Source organism: Mycobacterium mantenii, from assembly GCF_001667865.1.
Taxonomy (GTDB): domain Bacteria; phylum Actinomycetota; class Actinomycetes; order Mycobacteriales; family Mycobacteriaceae; genus Mycobacterium; species Mycobacterium mantenii_A.
The window spans coordinates 30072-56389 of the sequence record NZ_LZJP01000076.1 but is presented as its reverse complement, the minus strand read 5'-3'; the positions used below and the strand labels follow the sequence as shown (position 1 = coordinate 56389).

Genomic DNA, 26318 nt, shown 5'->3' with positions numbered 1-26318 from the left:
GTGTCAGCCATCCACGCACACGTGACATGCCGTCGGCCTGCTGGTTGCCCAGCACCAGCCCGCGCACCCGCGCCCGGCCCTGGTCGGTGTAGCTGCCGTCAGGATCAAGGCAGTCCATCAAACGCCGGGCCAGCTTGGCGAACTGCTCGGGCCCAAACTCACCGGCCTTGACCACCAGATGCTGCTCGGCGCGCACACAGGTCTCGACGTCGACCGACTCGGGCAGCCGGTGGAAAAACCGCCGGATCACCGCCACATGATCGGCCCCGATCGCCCCCTCACGCTGGGCCGCCGCCGTCGCCGGCAACACCGGCCCCAACGGCTCACCCGAAAGCGCCCGCCGCGGCCCCAACTCGGCCGCCTCAGCAATACGCCGGCCCGCCTCGGCCCGGCTGATATGCAACCGATCGGCCAACACCCACGACAACTTGCCACCCAACTCAGCCGAATCCGCCTGCTCACCAACCTGATTGATCAATTGATGACTGGGAGTCCGGAGTTTGCGCGTCTCACACTCGAGTATCTCGAGCATCTGCAACCGCTCCGGGTTGGTGAGCGCCGCATACGAATGCTTCTGGAAGCGGGAGACGACGGCGCGCAACGCGTCAACGTCGTCCTGCATCTCCTCGCGGTCGGTCACGGTCATCTGCGCGGCCCAATCGGCCGTGCGAACGGACTGCACAGCTCATACCTGAGTGCCTTCAACCGGCCGATCAGAAACGCGCGCTCCTCCAGCAGCTCCATCAGCTCAGCGGGCAACAGTGCCTCATCCGAGTGCACCGGAAAACGATTAATCGAACTCATGTTCGAATGCTACGACCGCCCACCGACAAAACACGCCGCGGTGAAACCACCGGGGCGAAAGTGGCACAAGTGATTTCGGCCCAGGTCTCGGTGTCTCTAACCCGCGGGCCGAAGCCCGACGGCGAGAGCCTAAACCCGCGCCCTACTTCTGTTCGTAGGTGGCGTGGATGACCGCCCGCGCGATGGCGTGCTGAAACAGGTTGAAGCCGAGGAAGGCCGGGCTGGCATCCTCGGGCAGGTCCAGCTTGTCGGTGTCGACGGCGTGCACGGCGATGTAGTACCGGTGCGGGCCATGACCCGCCGGCGGCGCGGCCCCGATGTAGCGGCGCTGCCCGGCGTCATTCACCAGGGTCAGCGCATCCCCGGGCAGGTTGCTGCCGTCACCGGCGCCCGCGGGCAGTTCGGTGACGTCGGCCGGCAGGTTGGCCACCGCCCAGTGCCAGAACCCGGAGGCCGTCGGCGCGTCGGGGTCGTAGACGGTGACGGCGAAGCTGCGGGTCTCGGCCGGGAATCCCGACCAGCTCAGCTGGGGGCTGACGTCCTCGCCGCCCGCACCCATGATCCCGCTGACTTGCGGATTGGCCAGCGGCTGGCCGTCGGTAACCGATTGCGAGGTCAAGGTGAAGGTCGGCAGCTTCGGCAACGATGCGTACGGGTCAGGAGCAGTGCTCATGGCGGTCCTCTCGTGTGATCGGCGTGCGTTTGTTCGTCTAGCAGTGGGTCAGGAAGTGGGCCAGCACGTCGGTGCCGAACCGCAGCGCATCGATGGGTACCCGCTCATCGACGCCGTGGAACAGCGCGGTGAAATCCAGGTCCGGCGGCAGTCGCAGCGGGCTGAACCCGAAACAGCGAATACCCAAGCGCGCGAACGACTTCGCGTCGGTACCGCCGGAAAGCATATACGGCACGGTGCGGGCGCCCGGATCGAACGCCAGCACGGCGGCGTTCATGGCATCGACCAGGTCACCGTCGAAGCCCGTCTCATAGGACGAGAAGTCCTTGATCCACTCGCGCGTCACGTCCGGCCCGAGCAGCTCGTCGATCTCGGCCTCGAACGCCGCCTTGCGGCCCGGCAGAATCCGGCAGTCCACCACCGCCTCGGCGATCGCCGGGACGACGTTGGCCTTATATCCGGCCTTGAGCATGGTGGGGTTCGCGGTGTCGTGCAGCACCGCCTTGAGCATGCGGGCCATCGGGCCCAGCTTTTCGATCGCTCCGCGCAGGTCACCCGAATCGGTGTCGAAGGTGAGCCCGGTCTCCTCGCTGACGGCGGCCAGGAATTGCGCGACCGTGTCGGTCAGCACGAGCGGGAACTGGTGGCGGCCCAGGCGGGCGACGGCCTCGGCGACGGCGGTGACGGCGTTCTGGTCGTGCACCATCGAGCCGTGGCCGGCCGGGCCCCGGGCGGTGAGCTTCATCCAGGACAGCCCCTTTTCGGCCGTCTCGATCAGGTAGAGCCGACGTTCGCCCCCGTCCCGGCGCGGCACCGTCAGCGAAAACCCGCCCACCTCGCCGATCGCCTCGGTGACGCCGGTGAACAGCTCCGGCCGATTGTCGACCAGCCACTGCGCTCCGAAGGTGCCGCCGTGTTCTTCGTCGGCGATGAACGCGAAGACCAGGTCGCGCGGCGGCACGATGCCCGCCCGCTTCAACTCGCGGGCCACCACGATCATCATGCCGACCATGTCCTTCATGTCGACCGCGCCGCGGCCCCAGACAAAGCCCTCTTTGATCGCGCCGGAAAACGGGTGCACACTCCATTCGGTCGGCTCGGCCGGCACCACGTCGAGATGTCCGTGGATCAGCAGCGCGCCACGCGAGCTGTCGGCGCCCGGCAGGCGCACGAACACGTTGCCGCGGCCCGGCGCGCCGGATTCGACATAGTGCGGCGCGTAGCCGACCTCCGCGAGCTTTTCCGCGACCCACTGCGCGCAGTCGGCCTCACCCTTGGTCGTCTCCGGTTCGCCGGTGTTGGTGGTGTCGAACCGGATCAACTTGCTGACAACCTCGACCACGTCGTCGCTCGGGTTGGTCGGCACCTCGGTCGCCCCGCTCTGAATGGTCACAACCCCCTTTCCTACCATTGCCGAGGCTGGACGGCTCGACGCCGAGCATCGAGACGTCTCGAGGAGCTAAATTGGGTTCGCGGCACGCGATCCGATAGCCTTAGCTGCCAACCCATGCGGGTTTGGCCTTGTCCGAGTGGCGGAATGGCAGACGCGCTAGCTTGAGGTGCTAGTGCCCTACTAATGGGCGTGGGGGTTCAAGTCCCCCCTCGGACACACGACTGAGCCGAATGGAATGAATGCTCGCATTCATTCCTGAGGCGATGGAGTGTGTTGAGCCGCGAAGCGGCGAGCACACCCGACTGAGCGTTCCTGAGGCGATGGAGTGTGTTGAGCCGCGAAGCGGCGAGCACACCCGACTGAGCCGAGCGAAATGGACGCTTGCGTTCATTTCCGAGCCGATGGAGTGTGTTGAGCGGCGAAGCCGCGAGCACACGCGTATCCCCTGCCGGGTATGCCGCTTCGGCGGCGGGCAGACGTCGATGGGAACCGTCGCCGACAGCTCACCCGCCACACACCAGCGGGAATGTATGGCGGGCCGGTCGCGTTCGCCGGCCCGGGCCTTGCCACCGCACGTAGCCTGGAATGAGGCCCAGCAGCCGGGAGCTTAAACGAATGAACCCATCGAGTGGTTTTTTCCGGCGGACATCACTGAAGACGTTCGCCGACCGACGCGAGGCGGGACGCGCGCTGGCGCGGGAATTGACGTCCTATCGCGACCGCGACGACGTGCTGGTGTTGGGACTGGCCCGCGGCGGAGTGCCGGTGGCCTGGGAGGTCGCCGCGGCCCTGGGTGCCCCGCTCGACGTCTTCCTGGTTCGCAAGCTCGGGGTGCCGCACTGGTCGGAGTTGGCAATGGGCGCGCTGGCCAGCGGCGGTGGCGTGGTGATGAACGAGGACGTGCTGGCCAGCCTGCACGTCACCGACGAGCAGGTGCGCAAGGTGATCGACCACGAGACGGCCGAGCTGCTCCGGCGCGAACACGCATACCGGGGCGGTCGCCCGATCGCCGACCTGCGCGACCGGATCGTCATCGTGGTCGATGACGGAATCGCAACGGGCGCAAGCATGCTCGCCGCCGTGCGCGCCATTCGAGCCGCCGGCCCAAGGTCGATCGTGGTCGCCGTTCCGGTGGGACCGGAGTCGACCTGCCGCGAGCTCGCGCAGGAGGCCGACGACGTGGTGTGCGCGACGATGCCGCCCGGATTCGAAGCGGTCGGGCAGGTCTACGACGACTTCCATCAGGTCAGCGACGACGAAGTGCGCGAACTGCTCACCACGCCGACCAGCTAAAGCGGACCCGCCCCAGGGGCGGGCCAGGGTTTACTTGGCGGGCTCGTCGCCGCGGCCGTCGGCCGCGACCCGGGACCCCTCGGTCTGCGCGGCCTCCCCGGTCGCCGCCGGTTCGCCCTCACCGGGGACTTCTTCCTCCGGGTAGTCGACGTAGTCGTCCTCGCCGGCCTCGGCCTCGCCGGCGTCCTCCGCTTCGTCGCCGCCCAATTCACGCCGCTGGCGCTCCCGCAGCGCGTCGAGGATCAACAGCACCACGCCCACCACGCTGGCGGCGATGCACACCCAGGCCACCAGCTCATTGCTCGTGACGACCGCGAACACCAACGCGACGAGCCCGATCAGGGCCAATACCAGCGCAATGATGAGCATCAGTCATCCTCCAAGCGACGAGCGGGACGGCGGTTTCATGACCTAGTGTGCCAACCCCGAAGCTCGGCGAGTGACCGGCACGCCCGAAAGGCTAGTTGTTGCCCCGGTTGAACTGGTCGAAGCTGCCCGCATCCGCACTGGAGTCCACCGGTGCCGCCGACCCACGCTGCCCGAGCTCCTCGAGCTGAGATTCCAGGTAGGTCTTGAGCCGGGTGCGGTATTCGCGTTCGAACGTCCGGAGCTGCTCGAGGCGGCCTTCCAGGACGGTGCGCTGCTGGTTGATGGTGCCCATGATCTCGGAGTGCTTGCGTTCGGCGTCGGCCTGCAGGGCATCGGCCTTCTCCTGGGCCTGCCGCAACTGGGTTTCCGAACGGGTCTGCGCATCCGCGAGCATCGCGTCGGCACGCTGCCGGGCCTCGGTGACCGTGGTCTCGGCGGTGCTGCGCGCCTCGCTCAGAATCTGGTCGGCATTGGCGCGGGCGTCGGCCAGCATCTTTTCCGACTCGTTCTTGGCGGTCGTGGTCAGGCGATCGGCGGTGTCTTGCGCCAGCGTCAGCACCCGGGCGGCCTTCATGGCCTGTTCCTCGTTGCTTACCGCCGCGGCCGGGGCTGCGGCCGGCGCCGGCTTGGCCGGCTCCGGTTCGGGGACGGGCTCGCGCACAGGAATGGCCTGGGTGGGCGCGGCGGCGGCCGCCGGAGTGACCGAGCCACCACCGGAGGCCAGCTCGTGGTCCAGCTCTTCGATCCGCTGGCGCAGATCGCTGTTCTCCTCGATGAGTCGCGTCAGCTCGGCTTCCACCAGATCGAGGAAGGCATCCACCTCGTCTTCGTTGTAGCCGCGCTTGCCGATCGGTGGCTTACTGAACGCCACATTGTGGACGTCGGCTGGTGTAAGCGGCATTGTTTCGTCCCCTCAAGTTCCTGTCGAACGTTCTGGAAAGTGTAGAACGCAGTGGTAGCCGTAGCGCAACTGCCGTCCATCCTGTCACACCAGGCGCGACCGTTGCTGATTAGCCCAATAAATAAGAGCCAATTTCAAACATTGAGGGCAATAAAATCCGAAACCTTAGAAATTTTAAATCGGCGGAACCAAACCGATGCTAAAGCGTGGCCGTACCGTCTCCGTGCCCGGAATGGGTCCACGCCGAGGGGCTGCTCGCGGCCCACGCAGCGCAGGAAGCTACGCCGCGGCGCCGAAGGCCAGCTGCATGCCGATGAACGCGACGAGCAACAGCACCATGATCGACAGGTCGAAGCGGACCGCTCCGATGGTGAGTTGCGGGATCAGCCTGCGCAGCAGTTTCACCGGCGGATCGGTGATGGACAGGATGATCTCCAGCACCACCACGGTGATCCCGGTGGGATGCCAGTCCCGGCTGAACGAGCGGATGAACTCGACGACGACCCGAGCGATGAGCAGCAGCCAGAAGATGAACAGCGCAAACCCGAGGATCTGAAAGAACAACACCAACTGAAGTGCCCCGACCTTAACGATGAGATGCCAAGCGCCGCGGACCAGCGCGGCGCCTGCCAGCCTACCGACTCTGCGTGAGAGGCCTTATCTCACGTGGCCCCTTCAGTTCCTCAGGAAACCGAATCACCGCGGCGAAGCCGACGGCGGATTCGCCTATTGGTAAGCGTAGAAACCGGTTTCGGCGATCCGGCGGCGCTCCTCCGGGGACACATCCACGTCGGCGGGTGAGAGCAGGAACACCTTGGTCGCGACCTTGTCGAAGGAGCCGCGCAACGCGAAGGCCAGGCCGGCCGCGAAGTCGACGAGGCGCTTGGCGTCCGCGTTGTCCATCGACACCAGGTCCATGATGACCGGGGTGCCGTCGCGGAAGCGCTCACCGATGGTGCGGGCCTCGCTGTAGTCCTTGGGCCGCAGCGTGGTGATCTTGGACAGCGGGTGGCCCTCTTCGAACATCATCGCCATGCGGCGCGGGTCCATCGCCAGCGCTCCGCGGGTGGAGTTGCGCAACCACGACCCGAAGCGCGGCCCGCCCCGCTCGCCCCGGTCGAACTCGCGGGGGTGGACGGCGCCGTAGCGAGGCTCGTCCCCGTAGCCGCCGCGGTAGCCGGCGGGCGGCGGGTAGTCGGCGGGCTCGCGGCGCGGATCGTCGTAGTCGTCTTGCTCGTAGCGACCGTATCCGTCGTCAAATCGCGGGCGCGGAAAACCACGGGACGGAGCGTGGTCGTCGTAATACTCGTCCTCGTAGTCGTCCATTGGGGCCATACCGAAATAGGCCTTGACTTTGTGCAGTGTGCTCATTGCGTTGACCCTTCTAGCCCCTGGGAGTACTGGTGTTAGTGATAAAGCTGTTACTGCAGTGACTACTTACGGTGACGGTAACCGCCGCGGACCCAATAGCGCGGTACCGACACGCACACATGTCGAACCGTGTTTGACGGCGATTTCGAAGTCGTTGGTCATGCCGGCGGACAGTCCGACCGCGTTGCGATGCGACTCGAGAACGCGGCGATGCTCGGATTGGAGCCGGTCAAAGGCCTCATCGGGGTCCGCGTTCAGCGGGGGGAGCCCCATCAGCCCGACCAGGTCCAGGTTCGTGGACTCCTCGACCTGGTCGCACACCTCGTCGACGGCGCCCGGTCGCGAAATGTCGACGCCGCCGCGAGACTCGTCGCCGTCGAGGCTGACCTGGACGTAGATCCGCATCGGGTCGGTGCGGCTGCCCTCGGCCAAGGCCGCGCCCACCCCCTTGTCGAGCGCGGACACCAGGTGTGCGCTGTCCACCGAGTGAGCGGTATGCGCCCAGCGCGCCACCGACCGGGCCTTGTTCCGCTGAATATGACCGACCATGTGCCACCGCGGATTTCCCACGTTCGCCCGCCCGGGCGCCGCCAGCAGCCGAGTGACTTCGGCCACTTTCGCCGTCGCCTCCTGGTCCCGCGATTCGCCAACGGCCCGGCAACCCAATCGGGACAAAATCACAACATCGGTTGCTGGAAAGAATTTGGTAATCGGTAGGACTTCGATTTCACCGACATTGCGGCCCGCCGCTTCGGCCGCCGCCGCAAGGCGCGAGCGCACCGATGCCAATGCGTGGGTCAATTCCGATTCGCGGTCGCTTCGACTGTCCGGGGCTGGTATTCCCACCGCCATCGAGGTCACTCCATCCAGACCAGTGAGGCCAGCCTGCCGGTCGGCGCGTCCCGGCGATGACTGAACAACGCCGGGTCGTCCACCGTGCACCGCGGATCGATGTCGATTGCCGTCACACCCAAATCCCTTAGCTGGCAAGCGATTCCGGCCCGCAGATCCAGTCCGGGTGTTCCGGCGGCGGTGGTGGTGCGGCTGCCCGGCAACGCGGCCTCGACCTCGTCGGCCATCGCGGCGGGCACTTCGTAGTTGCGGCCGCTGACCGCCGGGCCCAACAGAGCCGAGATGTCTTCGGGCTGCGCGCCGAGCGCCAGCATCGCCTCCACCGTCCGGACCACCACGCCACGCTGGGCGCCGACCCGGCCGGCGTGCACCGCCGCGGCCACCCCGGCACGCGCATCGGCCATCAACACCGGAACGCAATCGGCGGTCACCACCGCCAGCGCGAGTCTCGCCGTGCGGGTCACCAACGCGTCGGTGCCTACCCTTCCGCCGACCGCGGTTCGCTGAGCCCCGTCGACCACCTCGACCCGATCGCCGTGAACCTGGTTCATCCACACCAGGCGGCCCGGGCGCAGTCCGACCGCCTTCGCCAGCCTGGCCCGGTTTTCGGCCACCGCCGCCGGGTCATCACCGACGTGGTCGCCCAGGTTGAAGGTGTCGAAGGGCGGCTTGGAGACACCACCGGCGCGGGTGGTGGTCACCCGCCTGACGCGAACGCTCACATGACCAGTATCGAAGATTCCGTGTCGGCCAGGCGGCCCCGACTGTTCCGATCGGGGGTCCAGGGTCACGGGCATGATCTCAGCGACGCATGAACGGCGGCACGTCGACGTCATCGTCATCGCCGCCAATATTCAACGTCGAGCCGTTGGTGTGAACCGGCACGCTGACCGCGTCGACCGGTTCGAACAACGTCGAGGTGAGCTTGCCCGCCTTCGCCGACTCGATCCGGTGCGCGCCGCCGGTCTTCTCCTCCTTGTCGGCGCCGCTGCCGATCACGGGTTTGCGGCCGGCGCCGGCGGCGTCGAAGCCCGCGGCGATGACGGTGACGCGCACCTCGTCGCCCAGCGAGTCGTCGATCACGGTGCCGAAGATGATGTTGGCGTCCTGGTGGGCGGCGTCCTGCACCAGCGAGGCCGCCTCGTTGATCTCGAACAGGCCCAGGTCGCTACCGCCGGCGATCGACATCAGCACGCCGTGGGCGCCCTCCATCGATGCCTCCAGCAGCGGTGAGTTGATGGCGATTTCGGCGGCCTTGAGCGAACGGCCCTCGCCGCGTGCGGAACCGATACCCATCAGGGCCGTGCCCGCGCCGGACATGATGCCCTTGACGTCGGCGAAGTCCACGTTGATCAGGCCCGGCGTGGTGATCAGGTCGGTGATGCCCTGCACACCGTTGAGCAGCACCTCGTCGGCGCTGCGGAAGGCGTCCATCAGCGATACCGCGGCGTCGCCCATCTGCAGCAGGCGGTCATTGGGAATCACGATCAGGGTGTCGCAGCTTTCGCGCAGCGCCGAGATGCCGCTCTCGGCCTGGTTGCCGCGCCGCTTGCCCTCGAACGAGAACGGGCGGGTGACCACGCCGACGGTCAACGCACCCAGCTTGCGCGCGATGCTGGCGACGACGGGCGCCCCGCCGGTCCCGGTCCCGCCGCCCTCGCCGGCGGTGACGAACACCATGTCCGCGCCGCGGAGCAGCTCCTCGATCTCATCCTTGGCGTCCTCGGCGGCCTTGCGGCCGACTTCGGGGTCCGCGCCGGCGCCCAGGCCACGCGTGGAGTCGCGCCCGACATCGAGCTTGACGTCGGCATCACTCATCAACAGCGCTTGCGCATCGGTGTTGATCGCGATGAACTCCACGCCTTTGAGGCCTTGTTCGATCATCCGGTTGACGGCGTTGACGCCGCCGCCACCGATACCCACGACCTTGATGACGGCCAGGTAGTTGTGCGGGGGGGTCATCATTCGTCTTCCTCCCTGATGGGCTTAGTTCTCCCGGTGATGGGCTACCGGCGGTGGCTCCTCCGGACGTTCGCGGTTCTCTCTGGCAAACCCTCAACCTCAACCATAGAGTTAGAGTTATGTCAAGTAGTACCGCGCAACCAGAACGGTATGGGTATGGCGGGCCCTAACACGGCAGGCGCGCCGACACGCGTTCCGCAAATTTTGCGCAATTTTCCTCCCCCGGTGCGGCGTGCGTGCTGTTCGACGGTGTGTAGGCCCGAGCGGCGTGACAAAGATCGCTATTTGACCGTCGGTAGGTCGGGGCTGGACACGTCGTAGGTCTTGCCGGGCTGGGTGAGCAGCGCGGCCAGCTTCTCGGCCTTCTCGTCGGTGCGGTCCGTGGTCCCCCAGATCACCACCCGGCCGTCGCCGAGGGTCAGCGTGATCGAGGCCACCGAGGGCGCCGCGATCCGGCCGACCTGGCCCGCGACCTCGGGACGCAGCGCGGTCAGCACCTGCAGCGCCGCCTTGGTCGCCGGGTCGTTCGGCCCCGGGTCCGCGACGTCGAGGTAGGGCAGCGCCGGTGGCGGCGGCCCGGTCGCGAAGTCCACGCCGTCCCGGTCGAAGAGATGCGGGCCATCGGGAAAGTCTTTGACCGCCACCGGGACTCGCTCGACGATGGTGATCCGCAGCGCCGACGGATACTGGCGCTGCACCCGCGCGCTGGCCACTCGCCGGATCGCGGCCACCCGGTCGGCGACCTGGCTGGTGTTGATCTGCAGCAGCGGCGTTCCGGGCCGCACCCGCGCCGCGTCCAGGACCTCTTCCCGGGTCACCACCCCGGTGCCGACCACGACGATGTTGCGGGCCGCCATCGCGGGCGTGAAATAGAGGATCAACGCCAGCCCGATCCCGACGATCACCAGCAGGACGGTCGCCAGCAGCATCTTCAGGCCCCGAACCACGCCGCGCGCAACGGGTTTGGGCTCGTTGACCAGTCGTCCGCTGGCGCGGCGCTTGGCCTCCCGGCGGGCCTCTTCGATGGCGGTGGCGCGGGCCTGCGCGGCGCGGCGTTCGGCCCGTTCGCGGCGGGCGCGCCGGCGCGGGCCCTCGACCCCGGCCTCGCCGGCCTCCTTATCGGCCTCTTCTTCGCGCTGCCGATCGACCCCCGCGTCGGCTCCCGTCCGGTCCGGGCCGGCGCCGGTGGCGAGCGGTTCGGTGGCCGCGCTGTCGTCTGCGTCGACGCCGGGCGGCCGACCGTCGGCCTGTTCGCCGACCACGTTGGTCGGGACGGGATCGTCCGACTGCGTCATCGCAACGCCCCGGGGGCGCTCCGGTTGGCCCGCACCCGCAACGCCGTGACGATCTCGGGCCCCAGCAGGGTCACGTCGCCCGCTCCCATGGTGACGATGACATCGTTCGGCCCGGCGGCCGCAGCCACCTGCTCGGCGGCGGCGGAGAAGTGCGGCAGATAGCGCACCGGCACGCTGACGTGCTCTGCGACGGTGGCCCCGCTGACGCCGGCCAGCGGTTGTTCACGCGCGCCGTAGACGTCGAGAACGAAGACTTCGTCCGCCGCGTCCAGCGCTCGCCCGAACTCCTCGGCGAAAGCCTTTGTCCGCGAATATAAATGGGGCTGGAATACCGCGATGGCGCGGCCGTCACCGCTCTGCTCGAGCAGGGTGCGGACCGCCGTCAGCGTCGCGCTGATCTCCGTGGGGTGGTGCGCGTAGTCGTCGAACACCCGCACCGACGCCGCGCTGCCGACCAGCTCGAATCGGCGGCGCACGCCCTCGAAGCCCTGCAGGCCGTCCAGCACGGCGTCGGCCGGGGCGCCGATCTCGATCGCCGCCACCAGCGCGCCCATCGCGTTGAGCGCCATATGGCGTCCGGGCACCGACAACCGCATCACCCTCGGGTGCTGCTCCCGGTCCAGTTCGGGGGCCAGCTGGATCTGCGCGACGGCTTCGGTGCCCTGCTGTTGCCACGACAACAACGTGGCGGCCAGTTCGCCGGACTGCGCCGCACCCCCCTGCGCCGCCGACCCGTAACGCAGCACCCGAATGCCCAGCTCGGCCGTGCGCCGCGCCAGTGCCGCGGCCCCCGGGTCGTCCACGCACACCACCAGCGCCCCGCCGGGGGCCAGCCGCTCCACGAAGGCGTCGAACACCGCGACGTAGGCGTCGGCGCTGCCGTAGAAGTCCAGGTGATCGGTCTCGATGTTGGTGACCACGGCGACGTCGGGCGTGTACTCCAGCAACGAGCCGTCGCTTTCGTCGGCCTCCGCGACGAAGCAGTCGCCGCTGCCGTGGTGGGCGTTGGTGCCGGCCTCCCCCATCTCGCCGCCGACCGCGAACGACGGGTCGCGTCCGCAGTGCTGCAGCGCCACGATCAACATCGACGTCGTCGTCGTCTTGCCGTGCGTGCCGGTGACCATCAGCGTGGTGCGCCCGTTCATCAGCTTGGCCAGCACCGCCGGCCGCAGGATTACCGGGATCCCGCGGCGCCGGGCCTCGACGAGCTCGGGATTGGTTTTCGGGATGGCGGCGTGGGTGGTGATGACCGCGGTGGCGCCGCCGGGCAACAGATCCAGCGAGGACGCGTCGTGCCCGATGTTGATCTGCGCACCCCGGGCGCGAAGCGCGTGAATGCCGCGCGACTCCTTGGCATCCGAGCCGGACACCAGCCCGCCGCGGTCGAGCAGGATGCGCGCGATGCCCGACATGCCGGCTCCCCCGATGCCGACCATGTGCACCCGCTGCAGCTCGGGCGGCAGCTGTTCGGTGTTCACGAGGTTTCCCTGGTCCACCGGGTACTCGGGCGGCCGAGCTGCGCCTTCCTGGCGATGTCCAGCGCCGCCTGGGCGACCTGGCGTGCCGCGTCGGGATGTCCCACTCGCGCCGCGGCAGCGGTCATGGCCGCCAGCCGTGGCGGATCGCCCAGCAGCGCCGCCACTTCCCGGGCGACCAACTCGGGCGTCAGATCGGCGTCGGCGACGATCATGCCGCCCCCGGCGTTGACGACCGGCAGCGCATTCAAGCGCTGCTCGCCGTTGCCGATCGGCAGGGGCACGTAGATGGCCGGCAAGCCCACGGCCGAGACCTCGGCGACCGTCATCGCGCCGGACCGGCAAATCACCAGGTCGGCGGCCGAGTAGGCCAGGTCCATCCGGTCGAGGTAGGGCACCGCCACGTAGGGCGGGTCACCCGGCCGCGGTTCGCGCAGGTCGAGCGTGTTCTTGGGGCCGTGCGCATGCAGGACGGCCACGCCGGCGGCGGCCAGCTCGGCGGCCGCCCCGGAGACGGCCCGGTTCAGCGAGGCGGCCCCCTGCGAGCCGCCGAACACCAGCACAACCCGGGCGTCGTCGGCGAAACCGAAGTACCTGCGAGCCTCGCCGCGCAGCGTCGCGCGGTCCAGCGAGGTGATGGCCTCGCGCACCGGCACGCCGACCACCTCGGCGCGCGGCAGCCCGCAGTCGGCCACCGCGGAGAGCACCCGGTCGGCGCTGCGGGCCCCGACCCGGTTGGCCAGCCCGGCGCTGGCATTGGCTTCGTGGATCACCACCGGGACCCGGCGCTTGCGCCCCGCCACCCCGCGGGCCGCGAGGTAGGCCGGCAGCGCCACGTACCCACCGAAACCGATGATCACGTCGGCGTCGACCGCCCTCAGCACGGCACGGGTTTCCCGGACCGCCCGCCACACCCGCGAGGGCAGCCGGGCCAGGTCGCCGCTGGGCTTGCGCGGCAACGGCACCGGCGTGATCAGCTCGAGGTCATAGCCGCGCTCGGGCACCAGCCGGGTCTCCAGCCCCCGGGCGGTGCCCAACGCGGTGATCCTGACCTGCGGATCGAGAGCACTCAGCGCGTCGGCGACGGCCATCGCCGGTTCGACGTGGCCGGCGGTTCCGCCCCCGGCCAGCACGACCGACAGCGGCTTGTGAGAGGTAAAAGAGGACAACGCGGCACCGGCGGGCGAAGGGTTTACCCCCCGCCCGCCGGTCGGCTTGTTGACCGTGTTGTTCACCCGTAACGCTGACCTTCCAATGCGCGAGCGCGTCGTGGCTGACGCTGGCCGGCCGCCTGGCTGACGCGGCGCTGGCCAGATCCATGATGCCTCGCCCGTGAGCGGGCGGTACCCCCGGTCTGGCGAGCCGGCCGGCCGGTGGTTCGCCGCAGCGGCGCGTCGGCCTCCTGGGAGGCCTTATGGGAGGCCTTGTGGGGGGCCTTGCGGGCCGTCTTGCGCCCGGGCGCCCCCGGGCCCTTGCGCGTCGCCTCGGCCGACTTGGGACGGGCACGCCTGCGATCGCGGAACGCCTCCAGCCGCGTCGGCGAGTAGGGCTCGGGCAGCGGCAGCCGCAGGATCCTGTTCACCTTGTCGTCGCGGCCCGCCCGCAGCGCGGCAACCGCCTCCGGTTCGTGACGAGCCGCGTTGGCCATGATGCCGATCATGAAAAGCGTTGCCGCGGTGGATGTTCCACCGGCGGAGATGAGTGGCAGCTGGATGCCGGTCACCGGCAGGATGCCGATCACGTAGCCGATGTTGATGAACGCCTGGCCCAGCACCCACATCGTCGTGGTGGCGGTCAACAGCCGCAGGAACGGGTCGGCCGAGCGGCGGGCGATCCGCATGCCGGTGTAGGCGAACAACCCGAACAGCACCAGCAGCGCGAAGGCCCCGACGAAACCGAGCTCCTCGCCGATGATCGCGAAGATGAAGTCGTTGTGGGCGTTGGGCAGGTAATTCCATTTGGCCACGCCCTGGCCCAGGCCGTCGCCGAAAATACCGCCGTGCGCCAGCGCGAATTTGGCCTGCCGGGCCTGGTAGCCGGTGTCCTGCGGGTCGTTCTCGGGGTTGATCCAGGACCGCACCCGGTCCGACCGGTAGCCGGCCGACATGGCCAGGACCGCGCCGGCCACGAACACGGCCAGCAGCGAGGTGACGAAGACGCGCAGCGGCAGCCCGGCGTACCACAGCAGCGCCAGCAGGATGATGCCCAGCGACACCGTCTGCCCGAGGTCGGGCTGCGCCACGATCAGCGCCAGCGCGATCACCGCCGCCGGCACCAGCGGAATCAGCAACTCCCGCAGGCTCGCCCGCTCCAGGCGACGGGCGGCGAGCATGTGGGCGCCCCAGATGGCGAAGGCGATCTTGGCCAGCTCGGACGGCTGCATCGAGAAGCCCGCGACGACGAACCACTTACGAGATCCGTTGGCCAGGTTGCCGATGCCGGGAACGAGCACCAACACCAGCAGGATGACGGTCACGACGTAGCCGGTGAACGCGACGCGCCGGATGAAAGGCACCGACATCCGCAACGAGGCGTAGCACGCGATGAGCCCGATCACGGTCCACAGCACCTGTTTGCCGAAGATCACCCACGCCGATCCGTCGGCGTCGTAGGACCGCACGCCCGACGCCGACAGCACCATGATCAGCCCCAGCGTCGTCAGCAACCCGGCCACCGCGATGATCAGGTGAAACGACGTCATGGGCCGGCCCAGCCAGGCGCCGAACCGGCCGTGCGTACCGCCCTCCGCGGCGGTGGCCTTGTCCTTCTTGGCCTTGGGCGCCTTCTCGGCCTGCTTGTCGGCCTGCTTGTCGGCATCTGCGTTCAGGCCGTCGTCCCCGTCGGGCTCTCCGCCCGGCCCGGGCTCGGCCGCGGCGGTCTCGGAAGCGTCTTTACCCCGGCGCAGCAGCCGGGTCAGTGCGTTACCCACGCCCGCCCTACCGGAGCGCCGCGCGCACGGCCGCCGCGAAGGCGTCGCCACGGTCGGCGTAACCAGCGAATTGGTCGAACGATGCGCCCGCCGGTGCCAGCACGACGGTGTCGCCGGGCTTCGCCACGGTGCGCGCGGCGGCTACCGCCGCGTCCATCACCGCCGTGCTCAGATCGCCACCGAATTGTTTCACTTCTGTCACATCTGCCCCATGCACCACAGCAGTCGCATCCATACCAGCATCCTCGCCTGTCACAACGTGGAGGACGGGTACATCCGGCGCGTGTCGCGATAACGCCTCTGCAACCTCTTGCCGATCTCGGCCGATCAGCACCGCCCCGACCAGCCGGGACGCCATCCTGGAAACCTCGGCGTCGACGGACGCGCCCTTCAGCAGACCGCCGGCGATCCAGACGACCCGGGGGTAGGCCAGCACGGAGGCCTCCGCGGCGTGGGGGTTGGTGGCCTTGGAGTCGTCGACGTAGGTGATCCCGTCGGCGACGGCCACGACCTCGGCCCGATGCCGGCCCACCTGGAACGAGGCGATCGCGGCGGCGATCGCCTCGGCCGGCACGTCGACGCAGCGCGCCAGCGCCGCGGCGGCCAGGGCGTCGAGCACCCCGACCGGCCCCGGCACCGGGATGGACTCGACGGGCAGCAGCGCCAGGTCGTCGGCGAAGGCACGGTCGACCAGCTGGCCGTCGCGCACGCCCAGCTCCCCCGCCGCCGGTTCGCCCAGGCGGAAGCCGACGCGCACCGGCGCCCGGGCGGTGTCCAGCAGCGCCGCCGCCCGGCCGTCGTCCAGGCCCACCACCGCCACCCGGCCATCGAGCACCCGCGCCTTGGCCGCGGCGTACGCGGCCAGGCTGCCGTGCCAGTCGAGGTGATCTTCGGCGACGTTGAGCACCGCGCCGGCCTCCGGCCGTAGCGAAGGCGCCCAATGCAATTGGAAGCTCGACAGCTCCACGGCCAGCAGCTCGGCGGGTTGGGGCAGGACGTCGAGCACCGGCTCGCCGATATTGCCGCACAGCAGGCTGCGCCGGCCGGCGGCGGTCAACATGGCGTGCAGCATCGACGTGGTGGTCGTCTTGCCGTTGGTTCCGGTCACCGCCAGCCACCGCCGCGGCGGTCCGTAGTGGCCCGCGGCGTCGAGCCGCCAGGCCAGCTCCACGTCACCCCAGATCGGCACCCCCGCCGCCGCGGCGGCGACCAGCAGCGGGGTGGTCGGCGAGAAGCCGGGACTGGTGACCACGAGCGCGTAACGGGAGATCTGCTCAATCGCGGTCGCGGTGGCCGCGGTCGCCACGCGGGCCTCGGCGAAACCGCGCAACGTGGCCGGATCGTCGTCACACATCGTGGGTGCCGCGCCGAACCGGGTCAGCGCGGCCAGCACCGCCCTGCCCGTTACCCCGCCGCCGGCCACCAGCACCGGCGCGCCGGGCACCAGCGGTTCCAGCGAGGCCTCAAGACCGCTCATCAGGCACCGATCGCGCCCAGCCACTCACCGTAGAAGAGGGCCACGCCCAGCCCGCAGGCGATCGCGGTCAGCAGCCAGAAGCGGATGATGACCGTGGTCTCGGCCCAGCCGGCCAACTCGAAGTGGTGGTGAAAGGGCGCCATCCGGAACACCCGGCGCCCGGTGGTGCGAAAAGTCAAGATCTGCAACACGACCGAGGTGACCTCGGCGACGAACAGCGAGCCCAGCACGACGGCGAGGATCTCGGTGCGGCTGGTCACCGAGAGGCCCGCGATGATGCCGCCCAGCGCCAGGGATCCCGTGTCGCCCATGAAGATCTTGGCGGGCGCGGCGTTCCACCACAGAAAGCCGATGCAGGCGCCGGCGGTGGCCGCCGCGACTAGTGCCAGGTCCAGCGGATCGCGCACGTTGTAGCAGCCCAGCCCGGGCGCGGTGACGCAGGCGTTGCGGTACTGCCAGAAGGTGATCAACACGTAGGCGGCGGTGACCATCGCCATGCTTCCGGCGGCCAGGCCGTCCAGGCCGTCGGTGAAGTTGACCGCGTTGGACCAGGCGCTGACGACGACCACGCAGAACAACACGAACAGCCCGGGCGCCAGGGTGACAGTGGCGATCTCGCGCACGTAGGACAGATCCGCGCTGGCCGGTGTCAGGCCGTTGTTGTTGTGGAATTGCAGCGCCAGCACGCCGAACAGCACCGCGGCGGCGACCTGCCCGACGGTCTTGGCCGTCTTGTTCAAACCGAGGTTGCGCGACCTGCGGATCTTGATCAGGTCGTCGAGGAATCCGACGCCCCCGAGCACGGTGGCCAGTCCCAGCACCAACAGGCCCGACACGGTCACACCGTCACCGTCGAAGGCCAGCCCGGCGAGGTGCGTGCCCAGGTAGCCCGCCCAGATGCCGGCCAGAATGGCCACCCCGCCCATCGACGGCGTGCCCCGCTTGGCGTGATGGGTGGGCGGGCCGTCCTCGCGGGTGTGGTGGCCGAATCCCTGCCGGGTGAACAGCCGGATCAGCGCCGGGGTCAGCAGTATCGACACGGTCAGTGCGACGGCGACGGCGATCAGGATCTGCCTCACGCGCGCGTCCCGCCGTTGGCGCCCGCCGAGCCTGCCGACTCTTCGGCGGCCAGGGCGTCGGCCAGCGCACCGAGGCCGGCCGAGTTCGACGCCTTGACCAGGACGACGTCGCCGGGTCGCACCTCGGCCCGCAGTAGCGCCAGAGCGGCATCGCTGTCGGCGACGTTGACGGCCCCCTGATCGGCCGCGCCCCAGGAACCCTCCATGACCGCTCCGTGGTGCATGGCGCTCATCGACCTCCCACTTCCCACGACAACGAGTCGAGACACATCTAAGCGCACGGCCAGCCGGCCGATGCGATCGTGCTCGACTATGGCGTCCTCACCGAGCTCGGCCATTTCGCCGAGCACCGCCCAACTGCGGCGGGGCCGCGCGCCCGCTTCACCCCCGCCGTGCGCGATCCAGGCCAGCGCCTGCAACCCGGCCCGCATCGAATCGGGGTTGGCGTTGTAGGCATCGTCGATCACGGTAACCCCGTCAGCACGGGTGGTGACCTGCATGCGGTGCCGCGACACCGGACCCGCCCCGGCGAGTGCGTCCGCCACCTGTTCGGGGTCGGCGCCGCATTCCAGCGCGACCGCGGCCGCGCACAGCGCGTTGCCGACCTGGTGGTCGCCGTAGACACCGAGTTGCACCGGCACCTGCCTCACCCCGGACGGGTCGCGCCGGTGCAGCGTGAACCGCGGCCTGGCCAATTCGTCGAGCGACACCGGCCCGGCCCACACGTCGCTGGGACCCGCGCCGGTGTGCTCGGCGCGGCTGACCCGGACCACCCGGGCCGCGGTCACCGCCGCCATCGCGGCCACCGCCGGATCGTCGACGTTGAGGACCACCACGCCGGAAACTGGAACTGATTGCGGCAGTTCGGATTTCGTTTGGGCAATGGCCTCGCGTGAGCCGAACTCGCCCAGGTGCGCGGTGCCGACGTTGAGGACCACCCCGATGGACGGTGTGGCGATTTCGGCGAGCGCGGCGATGTTGCCGGGATGGCGCGCCGACATCTCGAGAACCAGGTAGTCGGTGTCGGCCGTCGCGCGCAGCACCGTCCACGGATGCCCGAGCTCGTTGTTGAACGACCCCGGCGGGGCCACCACCTCGCCCAGCGGCGCCAGCACGGCGGCCACCAGGTCCTTGGTCGAGGTCTTCCCCGACGATCCGGTGATGCCGACGATGGTCAGCCCGCCGGCCACCAGTTCGGCGGCCACCGCCCGGGCCAGCTTGGCCAGCGCGGCCAGGACTGCGGCCCCCGAGCCGTCCGGGTCGTGCTCGAGCACCCCGGCCCGCGATCCCGAAGCCCCCTCGGGTGCGACCACGATGGCCGGAACGCCGACCGGTCGCGCAGCCAGGACGGCCACCGCGCCGGCCGCCACGGCCGAGGCGGCGTGATCGTGCCCGTCGCTGCGCGCGCCCGGCAGCGCCAGGAACAGCCCGCCCGGCTTGATGGCGCGTGAGTCGAACTCGACCGTCCCGGTGACGTGCCGCTGCGCGGCGTCCGGCGCCGAGATGTCGGCCAGCGTGCCGCCGACGATCTCGGCGATCTGCGCGACCGTGAGGTCGATCATGCGCGATCCTCCAACGCCTGCGCCAACTCGACGCGGTCGTCGAAGGGGCGGGTGTGGTCGCCGGTGCGCTGTCCGGTTTCGTGGCCCTTGCCGGCGACCAGCACGACGTCACCGGGACCCGCCCAGGCGACCGCGTGCCTGATCGCTTCGCGCCGATCGGCGATCTCGACAACCTCTGCCGCACAACCACTTTCGGACGCACCAGCCAGGATTTCCCGGCGAATCGCCGCCGGGTCCTCACCGCGCGGGTTGTCGTCGGTGACGACGATTAGATCGGCCAGCTCGGCGGCCGTCGCGCCCATCGGGGCCCGTTTGCCCGGATCGCGTTCGCCCCCGGCGCCGAACACCACCGCCAGCCGGCGACCCGGGCCCGCCAGCGTGGTCAGCACCGCGCGCAAGGCGCCCGGCTTGTGGGCGTAGTCGACCAGCGCCAGAAAGTCCTGCCCGGCGTCGATCTCTTCCATGCGTCCCGGCACCCGGGTCTGCCGCAGTCCCGGCGCCGCATCCTCCGGTGACACCCCTACGGCGTCCAGAAGGGCCAGTGCCACAAGGCAATTGGCAATGTTGTAGTGGCCGGGTAGCGGGACCCCGATTTCATGCCGCGCGCCGTCGGGATCGATGACGGTGAACTGCTGTCCCCCGGCGCCCATCGGCGCGACATCGACGGCGCGCCAGTGCGCGGGCCGCCCCTCGGCGCTGACGGTGATCGCGTCGCCGGCTCGATCCGCCATGGCCCGCCCGGCCTCGTCGTCGATGCACACCACCACGCGGCGGGCCCGCAGCGGCGAGTGCGGGTCGAACAGCATGGCCTTGGTGTCGAAGTAGTGGGCCATGGTGGGGTGAAAGTCGAGGTGATCGCGCGACAGGTTGGTGAAACCCCCGACCGCGAAGCCGGTTCCGTCCACCCGGCCCAATGCCAGCGCATGGCTGGAGACCTCCATGACGACGGTGTCCACGCCCTGTTCGGCCATCGCCGCCAGCATCGCCTGCAGCGCGGGGGCTTCCGGAGTGGTCAGCGCGCTGGGGATGTCGACGCCGTCGATGCGGATGCCGATCGTGCCGATCAGCCCGGCCCGGCGGCCGGCGGCGCGCAGACCGGACTCGACCATATAGGTGGTGGTGGTCTTGCCGGAGGTGCCGGTGATGCCGATGACGGCCACCCGCTCGGACGGGTTCCCGTACACCGTGGCGGCCAGGCCGCCGAGCACGCTGCGTGGGTCGGGATGCACCAGCGTCGGCACGGCCGGGGCGCCGGCCGCGCACATCTGGTCGACTCCGGCGGGATCGGTGAGCACGGCGGCCGCGCCACGTTCGATCGCCTCGGCGGCGTAGCGGGCCCCGTGCGTCGTCAGACCCCCCAGCGCAGCGAACAGGTCACCGGGCCGCACGTCCTGGGCGCGAAGCGTGACGCCGGTGATGGTCACGTCGGGCACGCCGCCCTGACCTGGACCGTCCGCCGGCACCGCGCCCACCTGATCGGCGAGCGCGGCCAGCCGCACACCCGCGGCGGCGCTGGGGCGTAACCCAGTGGGCACCGACACCACCTCAGCCACACCTCCCTCCGACGCCGCGTGATCCTCATGATCGGCCATGACACCCTACCTAGCCGCAACCGGCCACGAGGTGATCCGCACGCCGACGGGGCCGCCGAGCGGCTCCACGAAGGCGGGCTTTGCCCGACTTCGCTAGGTGGCCTGCAGCGTCAGCGGCGGGCCGGGGTCGGGCGACAGCGGCACGTTCTCGCGCTGCATGAGCCAGCCGGCGATGTTGTGGAACAGCGGGGCCGCCGAGTGGCCCGGTGTGCCGTCGGCGTTGCGCTCCGGGTTGTCCATCATGATGCCGATGACGTACCGGGGGTTGTCGACGGTGGCCATACCGGCGAACGTGATCCAGTAGACGTTGTCGAAGTAGCAGCCGCAGGCCGGGTTGATCTGCTGCGCGGTACCCGTCTTGCCGGCCATCTGGTAGCCCGTCACCGCGCCGGCCGACCCGGTGCCCTGCTGGTAACCCATCGGGTCCTTCTGCACGACGGCGCGCAGCATGTTGCGCACCGTCTGCGCCGTCTGCGGCGACACCACCCGCACGCCTTCCGGACGGGGCTCTTCGGTCCGCGTGCCGTCGGGTGCGATGGTGGCCTTGATGATCCGCGGCGGTATCCGCAGCCCGTCGTTGGCGATCGCCTGATACATGCCGGTCATCTGCAGCAGTGTCATCGAAAGACCTTGGCCGATGGGCAAGTTCGAGAAGGTGCTGCCCGACCACTGGTCGATCGGCGGCACCAGTCCGGCGCTCTCGCCGGGCAGCCCCACATTGGTGCGCTGCCCCAGACCGAATTTGCGGACCATGTCGTAGAAGCGTTCCGGGCCGACGCGCTGGGCGAGCATCAAAGTGCCGACGTTGGAAGACTTTCCGAACACTCCAGTGGTGGTGTAGGGCATCACGCCGTGATCCCACGCGTCGTGGATGGACACCCCGCCCATCTGGATGGTGCCGGGGACCTGCAACACCTCGTCGGGATTGGACAGGCCGTACTCGATGACCGAGGACGCGGTGATCACCTTGTTCACCGAGCCGGGCTCGAACGGCGAGGACACCGCCAGGTTGCCCAGCTGTTTGTCGCCCTGACGCCCGATGTCCTGGGAGGGGTCAAACGTGTTGTCGTTGGCCATGGCCAGCACCTCGCCGGTCTTCGCGTCGAGCACGACGGCCGAAACATTGTGCGCGCCAGACACATTCTTGGCCTGCTGAACCTGCTGCTGCACGTAGAACTGGATGTCGTCGTCGAGGGTCAACTGGACCATCGAGCCGTTGACCGCCCGGTGCCGGTTGCGGTAACTGCCGGGGATCACCACGCCGTCAGAGCCGCGGTCATAGGTGACCGCACCGTCGGTGCCGGACAGCACCGAGTCCATGGCCTCTTCCAGCCCCAGCAGCCCGTGACCGTCCCAGTCGATGCCGCCGACGATGTTCGCCGCCAGCGATCCGCCCGGATACTGGCGCAGGTCCTGACGCTCGGAACCGACCTCGGGATATTTGTCCGAGATCGCGCTGGCGACAGCGGGATCCACCGCGCGGGCCAGGTAGACGAAGTTCTCGTCGGTTTGCAGCTTCTTCAACACCGTCGCCGAGTCCGGCTTGTTGCCCAGGCGACTGGAGACCTCCTTGGCGATATCGCGCAACCGCTGCTGCGGATCGGGGGCGGCCGAATTCTTGGCCTTGGCCTCCTCCAGCTGCTTGCGGATCCGCTTCGGCTGAAACGTCAGCGCACGCGACTCGATGGTGAAGGCAAGCTGGTCTTTGCGGCGGTCGATGATGCTGCCGCGCACCGCCTTTTCCACATCGGTGACCTTGAGCTGGCCGGCCGCCTGGGCGCGCAGCGACGCGGCGTTGGTCACCTGCAGGACGAACAGCTGGGCGGCGGCCACCAGCATCAACACCAGGATGACCACATTGCCGGCCCGATGCCGGAAGACGAACGACCCGCCGCGGCTGGTCAATTCCACGAGCTGACGGGTGCGACGCTCCCGCGCCGAGTGCCCCACCGCCTCGGACCGCTGCGTTGCCCCTACGCCCTTGGCCTGTTTGGCTTTCCGGAAGCGCTTCGGCTCTTGGACGTCCCGGCCGGCTTCGGCTTGCTGCGGCTTCAGGCGACGCTTGGGTTGCCGTCCGCCCTTGCCCGCCAATTCCTTCCGGGGACCACGTGTCGGCCGTGCCGACTGGGACCGGCGTGCCCGCGGGGATTCACCGCGGGTCACCTGGGGGCACCTGGCGCCGCGACGGTGGCGGGCCCGGGCAGGCCGTTAGCCGGGGCGGCGGGAACCACGGGTTGAGCCGGCGCCGCCGGGCGGCCCAACTGCAAGGGAACCGGGATCTCGGCGGGCAACGGCGCGGGCACCTGGCCGGGAGCCGGAATCGGCAGCCCGCCCAACGGAATCGGCACCTCGGCGGGCGCCGGAGCGGTCGCCGGCCCGGCCGGCATGGGCAGTCCGGGCGTGGGCGGCGCCGGCAGGACGCCGGGCGCGTGTCCGGTGAGCGGAGCGGCGGGTGCAGCGGGCAGCGCACCGGTTGGCGGGGCTACGGGCATAACGGGCAATGCACCCGTCGCCGGTCCACCTGGCATGCCGGGCAGCGTACCGGGCACCGGCACACCGGGGGCGGCAGGCGCGCCGGGCACCGGGGGCGCCGCCGGCGGCAGGTGCTGACCGCCCACCGTCGACGCGCCGTCGGGAGCGCGCAGCAGGGCTTCGGGGCCGGACCTGGCCGGGGCGCCGGGGGCCGGTTCCACCCGAACCGAGACCTCGGGAGGGGCGGCGGGCGGCTTGGGGGGTTGCGGCGCCTCGTCGGGAAGCTTGTTGTTCAACGGCGGCGGCGGAACACCGTCGGCCGGCTTGGGCGTGCCGACCACCACCCAGTTACCGGACGGGTCCTGGACCAGGTGCGCGGTGTCCCGGCTCGGGATCATGCCTTGCTTTCGGGCCGCCTCGGCCAGCGCCGGGGCGGCCTCGGCCTCGCGAACATCGCGCTCCAGCGCTTCCTTCTGCTGCTGCAGCAACCGGGTCCGCTCCCGGGCGTGGCTCAACTTGTAGGAACGCTCGGCGGAGTCGGTGGACAGCCACAGCGTGAGCCCGAGCCCGATGCCCAGCGCACCGATGATCAGGACGACGAACGGGACCTTGCTGGCCAATGTGCGCGGCCGCAGGTCGATCGACGCCAGCCGAGCGGCCAACCGTTCGCTCAGGCGGGGACGAACGACCTTGGGGGCCTTGGCTTTCCGGGCTTTAGCCCGCGCCTTGGCCTGGCTGGTGCTCTTGGGCCGCGCCGGCCGCTCTACCGGCCGCGCGATGGGGCTGGTCTGCGGTCCGGACTTGGGCGCCCGGGCTTCGCGGGCGGGCGCCGAGGTCCGGCCGCTTCGGGTGCGCCGCGCCGACCCGGATTCGGCCCCGGGGCGACTGCTCCGCCGGGCAGAACCGTCGCGTCCGCCCCGACGGTCGCTGCCACCGCGCCGTTTCGACGTGTCGCGTTCTGCTCTCATGCGTCGCCTCTCCCGCTAGCGTGCTGTGATTCCATTCGTTGCAGCGCCCGCAATCGCACTGCGGCACTACGTGGATTGCGTTCAACCTCGGCGGCGTCGGCGCGTCCGGCGCCGTGCGTCAGGGCCCGGAATCGGGGCTCATGCCCAGGAAGCTCGACCGGCAGATCGACCGGGGTCCGCGACGCGACGGCCTGAGCGAAGAGCCGCTTGACGATTCGGTCCTCCAGCGATTGGTAGGCCATCACCACGATGCGCCCGCCGACGGTGAGAGCGTCGAGGGCGGCCGGCAGCGCGCGGCGCAGCGTGTCGAGTTCGTCGTTGACCGCGACCCGCAGCGCCTGGAACGTGCGCTTGGCCGGATGCCCGCCGGTGCGCCGGGCCGCGGCCGGAATCGCTTCGTAGAGCAGGGCTACCAGGTCCGAGGTCGACGTGAACGGCTCGCGGGCACGCCGGCGAACTATGTGCGCGGCAATGCGACGCGCGAACCGCTCCTCGCCGTAGCGGTGCAGGATGCTCGCCAGCTCCGCCTCGCCATAGGTGTTGACGATGTCGGCCGCGGTCAGCGGCGCCGAGGGGTCCATCCGCATGTCCAGCGGCGCGTCCTGGGCGTAGGCGAAGCCGCGCTCGGCGCGATCCAGCTGCATGGACGACACCCCGAGGTCGAACAGCATGCCGTCCACCGACTCGGTTGCCGCATAACCCGATTCGGCCAGCGCGTCGGCGACGCCGTCGTAGCGCGTGTGCACCAAGGTGACCCGGTCGTCGAAGCGCGCCAGCCGCGCCCGGGCGATGTCCAGCGCGCTGGGGTCGCGGTCCAGCCCGATCAGCCGCAGGCCGGGCAGGTCGGTCAGGAACCGTTCCGCGTGACCGCCGGCGCCGAGGGTGGCGTCGACCAGGGTCGCCCCCGACCCGTCGGGGTGCTGACGAGTCAGGGCGGGCGTGAGCAGTTCGACGCAGCGCTCCAGCAGCACGGGGACATGCCCATAATCGTCGGAACTCGAATTGTCAGCCACCGCAACGCCTCCACGGATCTGCCGGCACCTGATCGGGCGCGGCGCCCCTGCATCGAGGCCTCTGACCGAAGACGCGAACCTGGCGTTGGGGAAGTACGTCAGGGTCGGTTCGGGCAGAGGCCACGTTGCACGGGCATGCGCCTCAGATGATGTCGCCGAGTGCTTCATCGCTGGCCGCGGAGAAGTTCTCTTCGTGGGTCTGCTGGTAGTCCTGCCAGGCCTGCGCATCCCAGATTTCGAGGTAATCGACCGCGCCGATCACCACACAGTCCTTGGACAGGCTCGCGTAGCGACGGTGGTCGGCCGACAGGGTGATGCGGCCCTGCGCGTCGGGATGCTGCTCGTCGGTGCCGGCGGCGAGGTTGCGCAGGAAGGCCCTGGCGTCCGGGTTGCTCCGCGACGCCTTGCTCGCGCGGCGGGCCAGTAGCTCGAATTCCGCCCGCGGGTAGACGGCGAGGCTGTGGTCCTGGCTCTTGGTGACCATCAACCCCCCTGCCAATGCGTCGCGGAACTTGGCGGGCAACGTCAGCCGCCCCTTGTCGTCGAGTTTGGGCGTGTAGGTGCCGAGAAACACCAGCTCACCTCCCGTTCGAGGTCACCCAAACACTGCAGCCACCATACCCCACAATCCCCCACTTCGCCCCATTCTTTGAGTGTCGCCGTGGCGTTTCTGGGGTTATGCGTCGTCAGGAGGCCGCAAAAGCCTCGGACGGGGTGTGTCGAGCCCGCGACCGGGCGTGTTCCGGGTCATCGACCACACCCTGCCAACCAGGCAAAACGCGATTTGTGGGGCGTAGTGGGGAACATTAGTGGGGCCCGGTGGGGCTCCGAGGTTGCG

The 26318-nt window shown here is 69.6% G+C and carries 22 protein-coding genes, 1 tRNA gene and 2 pseudogenes; 2 read left to right on the top strand and 23 right to left on the bottom strand.

What is annotated here, in order from left to right:
- The 4 genes from A5688_RS11980 to A5688_RS11970 all read right to left on the bottom strand — a co-directional run.
- Positions 1-646, bottom strand: a 646-nt coding sequence (locus A5688_RS11980) for a DUF222 domain-containing protein (RefSeq protein ID WP_120312533.1), incomplete at its 3' end; no start/stop codon positions are given.
- Entirely contained in the window at positions 643-804 is a 162-nt protein-coding gene (locus A5688_RS27750; RefSeq protein WP_165606928.1) for a hypothetical protein, read from the bottom strand. The genes A5688_RS27750 and A5688_RS11980, both read right to left, overlap by 4 nt.
- 142 nt (positions 805-946) lie before the next feature.
- On the bottom strand, positions 947-1477 hold the full coding sequence (locus tag A5688_RS11975; RefSeq protein WP_067833544.1) for a YbhB/YbcL family Raf kinase inhibitor-like protein: 531 nt from the start codon (positions 1475-1477) through the stop codon (positions 947-949).
- A 37-nt stretch (positions 1478-1514) separates the two neighbouring features.
- Entirely contained in the window at positions 1515-2888 is a 1374-nt protein-coding gene (locus A5688_RS11970) for a M20/M25/M40 family metallo-hydrolase (RefSeq protein WP_431602658.1), read from the bottom strand.
- A gap of 112 nt (positions 2889-3000) precedes the next feature.
- Here A5688_RS11970 and A5688_RS11965 point away from each other — a divergent pair.
- Positions 3001-3086 (top strand) — tRNA-Leu (locus A5688_RS11965).
- Between the two features lie 393 nt (positions 3087-3479).
- A pseudogene (locus A5688_RS11960) lies at positions 3480-4163 on the top strand (phosphoribosyltransferase); the annotation flags it as partial.
- 30 nt (positions 4164-4193) lie between these two features.
- Here the strand turns inward: A5688_RS11960 and A5688_RS11955 are convergent.
- The 19 genes and pseudogenes from A5688_RS11955 to mraZ form a co-directional block, all read right to left on the bottom strand.
- Positions 4194-4532 carry a hypothetical protein gene (locus tag A5688_RS11955; protein WP_067833553.1) on the bottom strand — a complete coding sequence of 113 codons (339 nt, stop codon included), beginning with the start codon at positions 4530-4532 and terminating at the stop codon, positions 4194-4196.
- Positions 4533-4623: 91 nt separating this feature from the next.
- Positions 4624-5433, bottom strand: coding sequence for a DivIVA-like cell division protein Wag31 (gene wag31 / locus A5688_RS11950; protein ID WP_067833556.1), 810 nt, complete (start codon positions 5431-5433; stop codon positions 4624-4626).
- A 279-nt stretch (positions 5434-5712) separates the two neighbouring features.
- Positions 5713-6003: a YggT family protein gene (locus tag A5688_RS11945; RefSeq protein WP_007770770.1), complete on the bottom strand. Its 291-nt coding sequence runs from the start codon at positions 6001-6003 to the stop codon at positions 5713-5715.
- Positions 6004-6159: 156 nt separating this feature from the next.
- Positions 6160-6804 (bottom strand): cell division protein SepF, encoded by a 645-nt coding sequence (locus A5688_RS11940; protein WP_007770769.1) that lies wholly within the window; start codon positions 6802-6804, stop codon positions 6160-6162.
- 66 nt (positions 6805-6870) lie between these two features.
- Positions 6871-7656: a YggS family pyridoxal phosphate-dependent enzyme gene (locus A5688_RS11935; RefSeq protein ID WP_067910026.1), complete on the bottom strand. Its 786-nt coding sequence runs from the start codon at positions 7654-7656 to the stop codon at positions 6871-6873.
- Positions 7657-7661: 5 nt separating this feature from the next.
- Positions 7662-8378: a peptidoglycan editing factor PgeF gene (gene pgeF, locus A5688_RS11930; RefSeq protein WP_067910015.1), complete on the bottom strand. Its 717-nt coding sequence runs from the start codon at positions 8376-8378 to the stop codon at positions 7662-7664.
- Positions 8379-8457: 79 nt separating this feature from the next.
- The gene (gene ftsZ, locus A5688_RS11925) at positions 8458-9618 is read right to left on the bottom strand and encodes a cell division protein FtsZ (RefSeq protein WP_067833653.1); all 1161 of its coding nucleotides are present in this window, start codon (positions 9616-9618) and stop codon (positions 8458-8460) included.
- A gap of 281 nt (positions 9619-9899) precedes the next feature.
- The gene (locus A5688_RS11920) at positions 9900-10913 is read right to left on the bottom strand and encodes a cell division protein FtsQ/DivIB (protein ID WP_082955071.1); all 1014 of its coding nucleotides are present in this window, start codon (positions 10911-10913) and stop codon (positions 9900-9902) included.
- Positions 10910-12391, bottom strand: coding sequence for a UDP-N-acetylmuramate--L-alanine ligase (murC, locus tag A5688_RS11915; protein ID WP_067833655.1), 1482 nt, complete (start codon positions 12389-12391; stop codon positions 10910-10912). The genes A5688_RS11920 and murC overlap by 4 nt, the downstream gene beginning before the upstream one ends.
- On the bottom strand, positions 12388-13623 hold the full coding sequence (gene murG / locus A5688_RS11910; protein ID WP_067910012.1) for an undecaprenyldiphospho-muramoylpentapeptide beta-N-acetylglucosaminyltransferase: 1236 nt from the start codon (positions 13621-13623) through the stop codon (positions 12388-12390). The genes murC and murG overlap by 4 nt, the downstream gene beginning before the upstream one ends.
- The gene (gene ftsW / locus A5688_RS11905) at positions 13620-15317 is read right to left on the bottom strand and encodes a putative lipid II flippase FtsW (RefSeq protein ID WP_067910023.1); all 1698 of its coding nucleotides are present in this window, start codon (positions 15315-15317) and stop codon (positions 13620-13622) included. Before ftsW ends, murG begins: the two co-directional genes overlap by 4 nt.
- 7 nt (positions 15318-15324) lie before the next feature.
- Positions 15325-16794 carry a UDP-N-acetylmuramoyl-L-alanine--D-glutamate ligase gene (gene murD / locus A5688_RS11900; RefSeq protein WP_067910007.1) on the bottom strand — a complete coding sequence of 490 codons (1470 nt, stop codon included), beginning with the start codon at positions 16792-16794 and terminating at the stop codon, positions 15325-15327.
- Positions 16794-17873, bottom strand: coding sequence for a phospho-N-acetylmuramoyl-pentapeptide-transferase (mraY, locus tag A5688_RS11895; RefSeq protein WP_067833566.1), 1080 nt, complete (start codon positions 17871-17873; stop codon positions 16794-16796). The genes murD and mraY overlap by 1 nt, the downstream gene beginning before the upstream one ends.
- Complete coding sequence (locus A5688_RS11890; protein WP_067833569.1) at positions 17870-19435, bottom strand: UDP-N-acetylmuramoyl-tripeptide--D-alanyl-D-alanine ligase; 1566 nt, start codon at positions 19433-19435, stop codon at positions 17870-17872. Before A5688_RS11890 ends, mraY begins: the two co-directional genes overlap by 4 nt.
- A pseudogene (locus A5688_RS11885) lies at positions 19432-21017 on the bottom strand (UDP-N-acetylmuramoyl-L-alanyl-D-glutamate--2,6-diaminopimelate ligase). The gene A5688_RS11890 and the pseudogene A5688_RS11885 overlap by 4 nt, the downstream one beginning before the upstream one ends.
- A 103-nt stretch (positions 21018-21120) precedes the next feature.
- Positions 21121-23082, bottom strand: coding sequence for a peptidoglycan D,D-transpeptidase FtsI family protein (locus A5688_RS11880; RefSeq protein WP_082951194.1), 1962 nt, complete (start codon positions 23080-23082; stop codon positions 21121-21123).
- A gap of 104 nt (positions 23083-23186) precedes the next feature.
- Complete coding sequence (locus A5688_RS11875; protein WP_067909873.1) at positions 23187-24467, bottom strand: hypothetical protein; 1281 nt, start codon at positions 24465-24467, stop codon at positions 23187-23189.
- On the bottom strand, positions 24464-25648 hold the full coding sequence (rsmH, locus tag A5688_RS11870) for a 16S rRNA (cytosine(1402)-N(4))-methyltransferase RsmH (RefSeq protein WP_120312532.1): 1185 nt from the start codon (positions 25646-25648) through the stop codon (positions 24464-24466). Before rsmH ends, A5688_RS11875 begins: the two co-directional genes overlap by 4 nt.
- A complete protein-coding gene (mraZ, locus tag A5688_RS11865) occupies positions 25623-26054 on the bottom strand; it encodes a division/cell wall cluster transcriptional repressor MraZ (RefSeq protein ID WP_067909879.1) in 432 nt (143 codons plus the stop codon). The genes rsmH and mraZ overlap by 26 nt, the downstream gene beginning before the upstream one ends.
- Between the last annotated feature and the right edge of the window lie 264 nt (positions 26055-26318).